Genomic DNA, 12458 nt, shown 5'->3' with positions numbered 1-12458 from the left:
CTGCCCCGGGACAGCCTCCCCCTGACGCGGTGGACGGCTGTCCCGGACGTGCCCCCGCCGACGCGGATGTCCGCGCCGGCGGGTAGGCGGTCGAGTGGGTAGGTCCCGAGGACCTGGTTACTTGACGGTGACCTCGTCGAGGACGAAGTCGCCGTGGAAGTCGACGTTCACGTTGTCGACTGCCTCCGAGTGGCCGCCGTTGATCCGGTAGTACCACAGCGGGATGGACGGCATCTGCTCCAGGACGACCTTCTCGGCCTCCTGGTACGCCTTGATGGACTCCTCCAGGGTGGCCGCGTTGTCGCCCTGCTGGAACAGCTTGTCGATCTCCGCGTTGGAGAAGCGGCCGTTGTTCGCCTCGGCCTTCGACCAGTACAGCTCACGCAGGAAGTTGACGTTCAGCGGGTAGTCGGCGACCCAGCCGCCCCGGTAGAACGACTTCACCTGGTCGTTGTCGCGGGCCTCGAGGTCCGTCTGGAAGTCCGGCTTCGCGTCACCGACGCACTCCACACCGGTGGCGTTGCGGATCGACTCGCAGACCGCGGTCACCCACTCCTTGTGGCCGCCGTCGGCGTTGAACTGGATGGTGATCTTGTTCTCCGGAACGCCGCCGCCCTGCTTGATGAGCTGCTTGGCCTTCGCCGGGTCGTACGTGAAGACGTCCGTGTCCAGGTCCTGGTTACCGTTGACCTGCGGCGGGGTGAAGCTCTTCGCCGGGGTACGGGTGCCGTTGAGGACCGTCTTGGTGATCGTCTCGCGGTCGATGGCCATCGACAGGCCCTGCAGGACCTTGGGGTCGATGTCCTTCCACTGCTTGCTGTAGAAGACCGGCGTGATGCCCTGGATGGCCGCGTACGGCGCGTCGATCGCGCGGTCGCCGAGGTCCTGCTTGTACTTGGGCAGGTCCTTCGGACCGACCTGGCGGATCATGTCCAGGTTGCCGGACATCAGGTCCTGGTACGCCGCCTCGACGGTGGTGTAGTTCTTGAAGAGGATGCCCTTGTTCTGGGCCTTGTTCTCACCCTGGTAGTCGTCGTTGGCGGCGACCTGGATGAGCTTCTTGTGGTCCCACTTCTCGAACTTGTACGGGCCGTTGCCGACCGGCTTCTGGCCGAACGCCTTCGGGTCGTCGTAGAACGCCTCCGGCAGCGGGGCGAACGTGGAGTAGCCCAGCTTGTACTCCCAGTACGGGACCGGGGCGGAGAGCTCGACGGTGAAGGTGGTCTCGTCGACGACCTTCAGACCGGACATCGTGTCGCCCTTGGGCTCACCCGAGTCCGGGTGCACGTCCTCGTAACCCGCGATGTCCGCGAACCAGAAGCTGTTCTGCTGGTTGTTCTTGATGTTGGCGTACCAGTTCCACGAGTCCACGTAGGTCTGCGCGGTGACCGGGGTGCCGTCGTGGAACTTCCAGCCCTCCTTGAGCTTGATGGTCCACGTCTTGGAGTCCTCGGTCTCCACGGACTCGGCGTTCGCCATCTCGAGGTTGCCCTCGGTGTCGTACGAGACCGGGCCCGTGAACAGCGCCTTGATGACGTAAGCGCCGAGCGACTCGTTGGTGTCTGCCGGGATCAGCGGCTTCTGCGGCTCACCGACGTCGATCGAGACATAACCGTCCGGCTGACCCGCGGTCTTCTTCGCACCGCTGTCGTCACCGCCGCCCCCGCAGGCGGTAGCGGCCAGGGCGACGACTATCGCGCCCGCGACCCACTTGGCGCTCTTGGCACCGCGCATGGGTTCCTCCTCATGAGTCCACTGATCACTGCAATAAGGGCAGACCGAGTGACAACCGACACGCATGACGGCGATCGCTCCCCGTACCCCGAGTGCGCTCGTGAGTCGGCGCTCCCCACCGCGCGTGACCCATTGACCCGAGCTCTACGCGCCTAACTATCTGCCATGCGCCATGGCCGAACCACATTCTTGAGGTCTCGGTTCGATCACAGCCGCCGCCTACATTGCTCAAAATCCGGACAAAGGGCTTCGTGAAAGATCCCTGCGAAACGGACTTGTTACACATCTACCGGGGGTACCTGTCCGAATAGCGGACAGGTGAAAAGAAAAAGAATGTACAAGAGACACGATGCCGTGCACGGAGCAATTCACACAGTGACGACCGAGCGCCTGGTCAGCTTGCGGAACGGGAAGCTGCTGCGGCAGCGCCGGCCGACGACGACAGGACGCTGTACGCCGGCGTCGGCACAAAGGGCGCACAGAACCAGCCACACGCCACACGCCTCGAAGAGCGAGCCATGTCCGCAGCAGGCTAGTGCGAGACAACACCCCTGGCGGTCCGCTCCCGCCAAGTGCAGGGTTTTCCCTACCTCCGGCCCCTTCCGGCCGACGGCGCGGTCAGGTCGACCGGCGGTGTCATGCCGATGATCCTGCCAGCCGGCACTGACAACGTCCGGACGCCGACCTGCACGGCGAAACAGTGCCGGGCACGCCTGGAGTGGCGTGCCCGGCGCCCTCGGAAGGGTCGCGTCAGCCGTGCTTGGCGCGGCTCGCGGCGCGGGCGCGCTCACGGGCGTCCAGGTTCACCTTGCGGATGCGCACGGCCTCCGGGGTCACCTCGACGCACTCGTCGTCGCGGCAGAACTCCAGGGACTGCTCCAGGGAGAGCTTGCGCGGCGGGACGATCGCCTCGAAGGAGTCGGCCGAGGACGACCGCATGTTGGTGAGCTTCTTCTCCTTGGTGATGTTCACGTCCATGTCGTCGGAGCGCGAGTTCTCGCCGACGATCATGCCCTCGTACACCTCGGTGCCGGGCTCGGTGAACAGCACGCCGCGCTCCTGGAGGTTGGTCATCGCGAAGGCGGTGACGGCGCCGGAGCGGTCGGCGACCAGGGAACCGTTGTTACGGGTCTGGAGCGTGCCGAACCAGGGCTCGTGGCCCTCGTGGATGGAGTGGGCGATGCCCGTGCCGCGGGTCTGGGTCAGGAACTCGGTACGGAAGCCGATGAGGCCGCGGGACGGCACCACGAACTCCATGCGGACCCAGCCGGAGCCGTGGTTGGACATGTTGTCCATGCGGCCTTTGCGGACGCCCATGAGCTGCGTGACGGCGCCCATGTGCTCCTCGGGCACGTCGATCGTCATGCGCTCGACCGGCTCGTGCAGCTTGCCGTCGATCTCCTGGGTGACGACCTGCGGCTTGCCGATGGTGAGCTCGAAGCCCTCCCGGCGCATCTGCTCGACCAGGATGGCCAGCGCCAGCTCACCGCGGCCCTGCACCTCCCAGGCGTCCGGACGCTCGGTCTCCAGCACGCGCAGCGAGACGTTACCGATCAGCTCGCGGTCCAGGCGGTCCTTGACCTGGCGGGCGGTGACCTTGCGGTCCTTGACCGCCGCCTTGGCGTCGGCGCCCTTGCCGGTGCCGCCGCGGCCGACCAGCGGCGAGGTGTTGGTGCCGATGGTCATGGAGATCGCGGGCTCGTCGACCGTGATCAGCGGCAGCGCGACCGGGTTCTCCGGGTCGGCCAGGGTCTCGCCGATCATGATGTCGGGGATGCCGGCGACGGCACAGATGTCACCGGGGCCGGCCTTCTCGGCGGGCTTGCGGGTGAGCGCCTCGGTCATCAGCAGCTCGGTGATGCGGACGTTGCTGACCGACCCGTCGCGCTTCATCCACGCGACCGTCTGGCCCTTCTTCAGCTCGCCCTGCTGCACGCGGAGCAGCGCGATGCGGCCGAGGAAGTTGTCGGCGTCCAGGTTGGTCACGTGGGCCTGGAGCGGGGCGTCCTCCTCGTAGGTGGGCGCCGGGATGTGCTCCAGGATCGTGGAGAAGAACGGCTCCAGGCTGTCGGAGTCGGTCGGGACCGTGCCGTCGGCCGGCTTGGTGAGGGACGCGATGCCGTCACGGCCGCAGGCGTAGACGATCGGGAACTCGATCTGGTCCTCGTCGGCGTCCAGGTCGAGGAAGAGGTCGTAGGCCTCGTTCACGACCTCGTCGATGCGCGAGTCCGGACGGTCCGTCTTGTTGATGCACAGGATGACGGGCAGCCGCTGCTGCAGCGCCTTGCGCAGGACGAAGCGGGTCTGCGGCAGCGGACCCTCGGAGGCGTCGACGAGGAGGACGACCCCGTCGACCATCGACAGACCGCGCTCGACCTCGCCACCGAAGTCGGCGTGGCCGGGGGTGTCGATGATGTTGATCGTGATGGGCTCCCCGCCGTCCTTGGGGTGGTACTTCACCGCCGTGTTCTTGGCGAGGATCGTGATGCCCTTCTCACGCTCCAGGTCGTTGGAGTCCATCATGCGGTCGTCGACGGAGTCGAGCTGGTGGGCGGCGAAGGCACCGGCCTGCTTCAGCATGCCGTCGACGATGGTCGTCTTGCCGTGGTCGACGTGGGCGACGATGGCGACATTGCGAATGTCGTGACGCGTTGTGGACGCAGCCATGGTGCGGCGTATCTCCCGGAGCTTGAGGAATGCCTCGCGGACTTCTGCGTCCCGCGGGCCCTTGCCGGGCTGGACACGCCACGGCCTCACCCCATGGTACGTGGCCGCCGGGGCGGGGGCTCGCCGGGCCGCCGCGGGGCGGTCCGCGGGGCCCCCGGGCCGGGTCGGCGCCCGGTTACCGGGTGCGGGCCGCAGCCGGGTCCGGCGCCCGGGCCGGGGCCTTCCTGAGGAAACCCATGTCCTCGTAGACCGGCGTGCGGAGCCCGAAGGCGCCGGCGTTGGCGAGGCCGGCGCGGGCGGCCGTCAGCTGCGGGCGCTGGTAGAGGGGGATCGAGCCGGCCGCGGCCCAGATGCGGGCGTCCGCCTTGCGGATCAGGGAGACCGCCTCGTCCTCGTCGAGCGTGGTGACGGCCTGGTCGAAGAGCTGGTCGATCCGGTCGGTACCGATGCGGGTGTAGTTCTGCTCGATGCTCAGGGAGCCGTCGGCCGCCGGCACCGGCTTGGCGTAGACGGGGCGGGCGTCGGTGGCCGGGTACGCGGAGGCGGGCCAGGAGTACAGCGCGAGGTCGTACTGGCCGTTCGCGACGTGGTCCTTGAAGTAGCTGTCGTCCGGCACCTTCGTGGTCCGCGTACGGATGCCGACGCGGGCCAGCATGCGGGAGATCCGCTCGCCGACCGCCCGCAGGTGCTCCGATCCGGGCCCGGACGGCAGCACGAACCGCAGGCTGAGCGCCTTGCCGCCCTTGGCGAGGGGACCGTCCGGGGTGCCCGCGGGCGCCGCCGTGCCCTTCGGGGCGTACGCGCCCGGCGCCCCGCCCTGCTGCGCCTGCTCGCGCGTGAGCTGCCTGTCGTTGCGGGTCAGGCCCCGCGCCACCTCCTCGTCCGCGCGGCGGCCCGTCCGCGGTTCACCGCCCTCGCCGACGCCCGGCTTGTCGTCCTCGCCGACGATGTACGTCCCGTCGTCGTCCTCGTCCTCGGCCCCCGCGGCGTCCTCCAGGTCCTCGGAACCCCCGGCACCCGCCCCGGCCTCCTCCGCCTTCTCCTTCTCCCCGGCCTCCTCCTCGACCGGGCCGCCCCGCACCCAGCCGGCGTCCGCGAGCAGCGCCCGCGCCTCCTTGGTGTCCTCGCCGCCGAGGGCGCCGCTGTTGTCGGCGTACGCCGCCTGGCCGGCCAGGGCGAGGTGGCTGCCGACGGGCTCGACGGGCAGCCCGAGCGGTTTCAGCACCAGGCCCGCGAGATCTCCCCGGTGCAGGGCGCGGGCCACCGCGCGGCGTACCCGTTCGTCGGCGAGGGGGCCGCGGGAGCCGTTGAGCGCGAGCTGGGTGTGGGCGGGCTCCAGGGACCTGCGGAGCTGGAAGCCGCGCAGGGCGGACTGCTGCGCGGCGTACCGGGCGAGGGCCGTCCTGCGCTGCTCGCGGGCGGTGCCCTCCTCGGCGGCGGCCTCCTCGTCCGAGCCGTGGGCGACGGCCCAGGAGCGCAGCGCCCCGGCCGGGGTGAGTCCCGCCCCGGGCCCCTGGGTCAGCGCCCGGCCGCCGTCGCGGGCCGCGAGGGAGATCCGCCGGGCCTGGTCGGGGTCGATCTCCGCGAGGTCGAGCTCGCCGTCGAGGAGCGCCTTCAGCCGCTGGTCGCGGGGGACGGCGCGCAGCACCACCCGCTCCAGCTTGGCCGCCCGTCCCCACCAGCGCGGACTGCGGGCGAGCGTGACCTCGCCGTGCTCGCGGTCGACGCCCCGCAGCGCGAAGGGCCCGGCGGTGATCCCGAGCTGCCGCCGCGCCCCGTCGTTGAAGGCGTCCGGCGTTCCGGTCACCTGCTTCGGGTACAGCGGGGAGAACAGCGACTTCCAGTCGGCGTACGGCCTGCCGAAGGTGACCCGCACCTCCAGGTCGCTGGCGCCGCGTTCGACCTTCTCGATCCGGTCGTACCCGGCGTTGCGGGCCGTCCAGTACGCGGAGTCCTTGCCGGACAGGGCACGCCACTGGGCGGCGAAGTCGGCGGCGCCGATCTCCCGGCCGTCGCTCCAGACCGCCTGCTGGTGCAGCTTGTAGACCACCACCTGCTTGGGTTCGCGGTCGACGATCTTCGCGGACTCCAGGTAGTCCGCGTTCCGCTCCGGCCGCCCGTTCGCGTCCAGCCGGTACAGGGAGGGCAGGACGGCCTGGACGACCCGTGCCGTGCCGGCGCCGGCGTCCGCCTGGAAGGTGTTGAAGGTCTCCGGGACCGCGTCGACGGCCCACCGCAGGGTGCCCCCGTCGGCGATCCGGCCCCGGGCCGCGGGGGCGGTGTCCGGCCCGGCGAGGGGCTTGCCGGCCTCGTCCTCCTCCCCGCACGCGGTCAGCAGGGGCAGCGCGAGCAGCCCGGCGGCGAGGAACACCACCGGGCGCGTCACCGCGCGCGGACCGACGCGGTCGTGGGACATCACAGCAGCCTCCTCGCTCCGCCGGGTCCACCGCGGAGGACTCCGGCTCCCCGGTTCCCCGTTCTGATCACGTTCTGATCGGAACGGACGGGCCCACTGAAGGGGAAAGGGTTCTTCCGCGGCGGGAGACACGACGGCGGGCGCACTGACGTCACCCGGGCGGCGCAACGCTCCGGGGCCACCGGCGCACGCGCCCGCCCCGCGCACTCCGACCCGCGGAAACCGGCCGTACCGGCGCATTCGGCGGCCCGCGAGCCATCAATCCGTGCACACGCCTTCACAGGGAGTCGTGTGACACGCGACACTCGCAGGCGCATGAACGGTGCCGCCTCGGGACACCCGCGCCTGCGGAAGTGAGGGCAAGTCATGTCCGTTCACGACGACCTGACGTCGGTCCAGCGCTGCCTGGACGACCTGTTCCGGACCGTCGGCCGCCTTGAACAGGAGTTCGGCGGCGGGCTGGAGATGCGGCGCGTCCGCACCGACGCCGACCACCTGCGCGAGAGCGTCGCCCTGCTCCGCGAGGCCGCTCCCACGCTGGTCCCCGCCCGGCGCCCCGATCTCGTCCACATTCCCGACACGCCGTACGACAGCGCCCTGTGGACGGACTCGGACGACGAGGGCCTGGGCGGCCGCGACCGCCGCGCGCCCTGAGGACCCGCTCCACCACACCACTCGCCCGCCCCGACCGGAGTCATAAGTTGGCCACTGGTACGGAACCTCATACGAACAGCGGCGGTGTGCGCACCGGTACGCGCGCCGCGATCACCGCCCCGCACCTGCGCACGGACCGCTGGTGGCTGGCGCCCGCCGCCACCGCCGCAGGGCTGCTGGCCTTCATCGTGTACTCGACCTGGCGGGCCTTCGCGAACGAGTACTACTACGCCGCCCCGTACGTCTCCCCCTTCTACTCCCCCTGCCTGGCGGAGAACTGCGCGCCCATGCGGGCGGGTCCCAACTGGGAGATCGTGGGCGGCTGGTGGGGCCTGTCCCCCGCCCTCCTCATCCTGATCTTCCCGCTCGGCTTCCGGCTGACCTGCTACTACTACCGCAAGGCCTACTACCGCGGCTTCTGGGCGTCGCCCCCGGCCTGCGCGGTCGCCGAGCCGCACAAGAAGTACACCGGCGAGACCCGCTTCCCGCTGATCCTGCAGAACCTGCACCGGTACTTCTTCTACGCGGCGCTCCTGGTCGCCTGCGTCCTGACCTACGACACCGTGCTCGCCTTCCGCGACGAGACCTACGCCTGGGGCCACATGGGCCTCGGCACCCTCGTGTTCCTCGTGAACATCGTGCTGATCTGGGCGTACACGGTCTCCTGCCACTCCTGCCGGCACATCGTCGGCGGGAAGCTCAGGCACTTCTCCCGGCACCCCGTGCGCTACCGGATGTGGCAGTTCGTCGGCCGGCTGAACGCCCGGCACATGCTGCTGGCGTGGGCGTCGCTGGTGAGCGTGGCGCTCGCCGACCTCTACGTCTACCTCGTCGCGTCCGGGGTCTTCGACGACCCGCGCTTCTTCTGATGAGTGTTCCGATGACATGCAACGAGTGGGGCCTGTGATGTCCGTGGTCGACCGGCAGGAGTGGGACGTCGTCGTGGTGGGCGCCGGTGGCGCCGGGCTGCGCGCCGCCGTCGAGGCACGCGAACGCGGCGCCCGTACGGCCGTGATCTGCAAGTCGCTGTTCGGCAAGGCCCACACGGTGATGGCGGAGGGCGGCATCGCGGCCGCCATGGGCAACGTCAACCGGGGCGACGACTGGCAGGTGCACTTCCGGGACACCCTGCGCGGCGGCAAGTTCCTCAACCAGTGGCGGATGGCCGAACTGCACGCCCAGGAGGCCCCCGACCGGGTGTGGGAACTGGAGACCTGGGGCGCCCTGTTCGACCGGACGAAGGACGGGCGGATCTCGCAGCGCAACTTCGGCGGCCACGAGTACCCGCGCCTCGCGCACGTCGGCGACCGCACCGGACTGGAGCTGATCCGCACCCTCCAGCAGAAGATCGTCTCGCTCCAGCAGGAGGACCACCGCGAGACGGGCGACTACGAGTCCCGGCTCAAGGTGTTCCAGGAGTGCACGGTCACCCGCGTCCTCAAGGACGGCAGCCGGGTGTCGGGCGTGTTCGCGTACGAGCGCGAGACCGGCCGCTTCTTCGTGTTGCAGGCCCCGGCCGTGGTGGTCGCCACCGGCGGCATCGGCAAGTCCTTCAAGGTGACGTCCAACTCGTGGGAGTACACGGGTGACGGGCACGCGCTGGCGCTGCTCGCCGGGGCACCCCTGCTGAACATGGAGTTCGTGCAGTTCCACCCGACCGGCATGGTCTGGCCGCCGTCGGTGAAGGGCATCCTCGTCACCGAGTCGGTGCGCGGGGACGGCGGGGTGCTGCGCAACTCCGAGGGCAAGCGGTTTATGTTCGACTACGTCCCCGACGTCTTCAAGGAGAAGTACGCCGAGTCGGAGGACGAGGGCGACCGCTGGTACGAGGACCCGGACCGGAACCGGCGCCCGCCCGAGCTGCTCCCCCGCGACGAGGTCGCCCGCGCCATCAACGCCGAGGTCAAGGCGGGCCGCGGCTCCCCGCACGGCGGGGTCTTCCTGGACGTGTCGACGCGGATGCCCGCCGAAGTGATCCGCCGCCGGCTGCCGTCCATGTACCACCAGTTCAAGGAGCTCGCCGACGTCGACATCACGGCGGAGGCGATGGAGGTCGGGCCGACCTGCCACTACGTGATGGGCGGCGTCGCGGTCGACTCCGACACGGCGGCGGCGCGCGGGGTGCCCGGTCTCTTCGCGGCCGGTGAGGTCGCGGGCGGCATGCACGGCTCCAACCGGCTGGGCGGCAACTCGCTCTCCGACCTGCTGGTCTTCGGGCGGCGGGCCGGCCTGCACGCGGCGGCGTACGCGGCGGAGCTCACCGGGCGCCCCACCGTGGAGGCGACACAGATCGACGCGGCCGCCGCGGAGGCCCTGCGCCCCTTCTCCGCCGAGGGCCACATCGCCGGCGCGGAGCCGGGCCGCCCGCCGGAGAACCCGTACACCCTGCACCAGGAGCTCCAGCAGGCCATGAACGACCTGGTGGGGATCATCCGCCGGGAGGGCGAGATGCGCCAGGCCCTGGAGAAGCTCGCCGAGCTGCGGGTGCGGGCGCGCCGGGCCGGGGTGGAGGGGCACCGCCAGTTCAACCCGGGCTGGCACCTCGCGCTGGACCTGCGGAACATGCTGCTGGTCAGCGAGTGCGTGGCGCGCGCCGCGCTGGAGCGCACCGAGTCGCGCGGCGGCCACACCCGCGAGGACCACCCGTCGATGGAGCGCGAGTGGCGCCGCGTCAACCTGCTCTGCTCCCTCACCGACCCCACGGACGGTCTCGCGGCGACCGACCCGGTGCGCGGCCAGATCGCCCTCACCGCTGAGGACACCGAACCCATCCGCCCCGACCTGCTCGCCCTCTTCGAGAAGGAGGAGCTGGTCAAGTACCTCACCGAAGAGGAGCTGTACGAGTGAGCAGCAGTTATCAGGCCCGCTTCCGGGTGTGGCGGGGCGATGCGGACGGCGGCGGTCTGGAGGACTTCCGGGTCGAGGTCAACGAGGGCGAGGTGGTCCTGGACATCGTCCACCGTCTCCAGGCCACCCAGGCGCCCGACCTGGCCGTCCGCTGGAACTGCAAGGCGGGCAAGTGCGGTTCGTGCTCCGCGGAGATCAACGGCCGTCCGCGGTTGCTGTGCATGACGCGGATGTCGGTGTTCGACCGCGAGGAGACGGTCACGATCACCCCGCTGCGCGCGTTCCCCGTCGTCCGGGACCTGGTGACGGACGTGGGCTTCAACTACGACAAGGCGCTCCGGGTCCCGTCCTTCGTGCCGCCCGCGGACCTGCTCCCCGGTGAGTACCGGATGATGCAGGAGGACGTGGACCGCCCGCAGGAGTTCCGCAAGTGCATCGAGTGCTTCCTGTGCCAGGACACCTGCCACGTCGTCCGCGACCACGAGGAGAACAAGCCGGCGTTCGCGGGCCCCCGCTTCCTGATGCGGGTGGCGGAGCTGGACATGCACCCCCTGGACGCGGCGGCCGACACGGGTCTGGACCGCAAGCGCACCGCGCAGGACGAGCACGGGCTCGGCTACTGCAACATCACCAAGTGCTGCACCGAGGTCTGCCCCGAGGGCATCAAGATCACGGACAACGCGCTGATCCCCTTGAAGGAACGGGCCGCGGACCGCAAGTACGACCCGCTGGTGTGGCTGGGTTCCAAGATCGGCAGGCGCTCCTCGGGCCGTTCCCCGGCCGGCTGAGCGCTCCGCCGGCGGCGTCCGCAGCACGGACCGCTCCGGTCGCGGGCCCGCGCGCGCGTTCCTATGCTCCGGAATGTGATGTCGTCCCTGGGTCGGAGACGAGTGGCCGGCGCCGGCCGGCACCTGCGTGCGCGGGTGGCGCTCGCCGTGTGCGGCGGGACGGCGGCACTGGGCTGGCTGTGGCTGGTGGTGCCGCTCGGCGCGGACGCGGGCGGCGGTACGGAGCAGGTGCGTGCCGGAGCGGGCACGTCCGCCGTGGCGTCCCCCGCCGCCTCCGGCGAGGGGTCCGCGGACGGACCGGTGACCGCGGACCTGGTGCTGCCGGTGACCGCGCTGGGCACGGCGGGCGTGGCCGCCGCGTACGCGCAGGTGCGGCGGAGACGGCGCGCCACGTCACGGACGACCCCCGCGGCCGCCGTCGGGCCGGCCGAGCCCTCGGCCGAAGTGGACCGGCGGGGGCGGCGGCTGCTGGTCGAGACCGACGACAGCGTACGGACGAGCGCCGAGGAGCTCGCCTTCGTGGCCGAGGGGTGCGGCGAGGAGGAGGCGCTCCCCTTCGCGCGGGCGCTGGAGTCCGCGCGCGAGGAGCTGGCGGCGGCGTTCCGGCTGCGGCAGCTGCTCGACGACGCCGCGGACCGGCTGTCCGCCAGGGACCACCGGCAGGCCCTGGAGGACATCGTCGAACGGTGTACGGGAGCGGGGCGCCGGCTCGACGCGCGGGCGCCCGCGCTCGACCAGCTGCGCGCGCTGGAGCGGGACCCGATCGGCGCGCTGGAACTTGCGGAGGAGCGCCTGCGCGAGGTGACCGCCCGGGTGAAGGGCGCCCAGGGGGCGCTCGTCGGGTTCGACGAGCAGTACGGGCCCGGCGCGAGCCTGCCGGTCGCTGACCACGGGGAGCAGGCCAGGGACCGGCTGGTGTTCGCCACCTCCCGGCTCAACCGGGCCCGGCAGGCCCTCGGCCGGGGCGACCTCGAGGCGGCGGCGCTGCGCCTGCGGGCGGCGGAGGGCGCCGTGCACCAGGCGGACCTCCTCGTCACCGCCGTGGACCGGCTGGCGGACGAGCTGGCGGCGGCGGTCGCACGGCTGCCGGGGGCGCTGGCGGAGGCCGAGGCGTCCGGTTCCGCGCAGGACGCGGACGCGGGCGCCGATACGAACGCGGACCCGGCTCCGGACCGTACGGTCACCGCGGCCGTCGCGGAGGTGCGCCGGGAGGCGGCCGAGGGGCCGTACGACCCGCTCGACGCCCTGCGCCGCCTCGTGGAGGCGGTGCTCGACACCGGCCACGACGACCTCCCGCCGCACAGGCGTCCGCGGGAGCCCGACGGCGCCGCGCTGCGCGCCGCGGCCCTGCT

7 protein-coding genes and 1 pseudogene are annotated in these 12458 nt (G+C 71.2%); 5 read left to right on the top strand and 3 right to left on the bottom strand.

Annotation, left to right across the window (positions count from 1 at the left end; genetic code table 11):
- Positions 1-117 precede the first annotated feature (117 nt).
- The 3 genes from UW392_RS65090 to UW392_RS65080 all read right to left on the bottom strand — a co-directional run bounded on the left by UW392_RS65090 (position 118) and on the right by UW392_RS65080 (position 6817).
- The gene (locus UW392_RS65090; protein ID WP_320784912.1) at positions 118-1734 is read right to left on the bottom strand and encodes an ABC transporter substrate-binding protein; all 1617 of its coding nucleotides are present in this window, start codon (positions 1732-1734) and stop codon (positions 118-120) included.
- Positions 1735-2484: 750 nt separating this feature from the next.
- Complete coding sequence (gene typA, locus UW392_RS65085; RefSeq protein WP_320784911.1) at positions 2485-4401, bottom strand: translational GTPase TypA; 1917 nt, start codon at positions 4399-4401, stop codon at positions 2485-2487.
- Positions 4402-4576: 175 nt separating this feature from the next.
- On the bottom strand, positions 4577-6817 hold the full coding sequence (locus UW392_RS65080) for an ABC transporter family substrate-binding protein (RefSeq protein WP_320784910.1): 2241 nt from the start codon (positions 6815-6817) through the stop codon (positions 4577-4579).
- 366 nt (positions 6818-7183) lie between these two features.
- Here UW392_RS65080 and UW392_RS65075 point away from each other — a divergent pair, with 366 nt between their 5' ends.
- The 5 genes and pseudogenes from UW392_RS65075 to UW392_RS65055 all read left to right on the top strand — a co-directional run.
- Complete coding sequence (locus UW392_RS65075) at positions 7184-7471, top strand: hypothetical protein (protein WP_320784909.1); 288 nt, start codon at positions 7184-7186, stop codon at positions 7469-7471.
- Positions 7472-7518: 47 nt separating this feature from the next.
- Entirely contained in the window at positions 7519-8340 is an 822-nt protein-coding gene (locus tag UW392_RS65070) for a hypothetical protein (RefSeq protein ID WP_320784908.1), read from the top strand.
- A gap of 37 nt (positions 8341-8377) precedes the next feature.
- Complete coding sequence (locus tag UW392_RS65065; protein WP_320784907.1) at positions 8378-10318, top strand: fumarate reductase/succinate dehydrogenase flavoprotein subunit; 1941 nt, start codon at positions 8378-8380, stop codon at positions 10316-10318.
- Complete coding sequence (locus UW392_RS65060) at positions 10315-11106, top strand: succinate dehydrogenase/fumarate reductase iron-sulfur subunit (RefSeq protein ID WP_320784906.1); 792 nt, start codon at positions 10315-10317, stop codon at positions 11104-11106. Before UW392_RS65065 ends, UW392_RS65060 begins: the two co-directional genes overlap by 4 nt.
- 78 nt (positions 11107-11184) lie before the next feature.
- Positions 11185-12458, top strand: a pseudogene (locus UW392_RS65055) (TPM domain-containing protein); the annotation flags it as partial.

The sequence above is a fragment of the Streptomyces sp. CRN 30 genome (assembly GCF_034105845.1).
The sequence above is the reverse complement of the archived record's forward strand: the minus strand, read 5'-3'. Positions and strand labels throughout refer to the sequence as shown.

What these genes read in the sequence shown, in the direction of transcription:
- UW392_RS65090 (WP_320784912.1), bottom strand. Translation starts at nt 1,734, where the DNA reads ATGCGCGGTGCCAAGAGCGCCAAGTGGGTCGCGGGCGCGATAGTCGTC.
- typA (WP_320784911.1), bottom strand. Translation starts at nt 4,401, where the DNA reads ATGGCTGCGTCCACAACGCGTCACGACATTCGCAATGTCGCCATCGTC.
- UW392_RS65080 (WP_320784910.1), bottom strand. Translation starts at nt 6,817, where the DNA reads ATGTCCCACGACCGCGTCGGTCCGCGCGCGGTGACGCGCCCGGTGGTG.
- UW392_RS65075 (WP_320784909.1), top strand. Translation starts at nt 7,184, where the DNA reads ATGTCCGTTCACGACGACCTGACGTCGGTCCAGCGCTGCCTGGACGAC.
- UW392_RS65065 (WP_320784907.1), top strand. Translation starts at nt 8,378, where the DNA reads ATGTCCGTGGTCGACCGGCAGGAGTGGGACGTCGTCGTGGTGGGCGCC.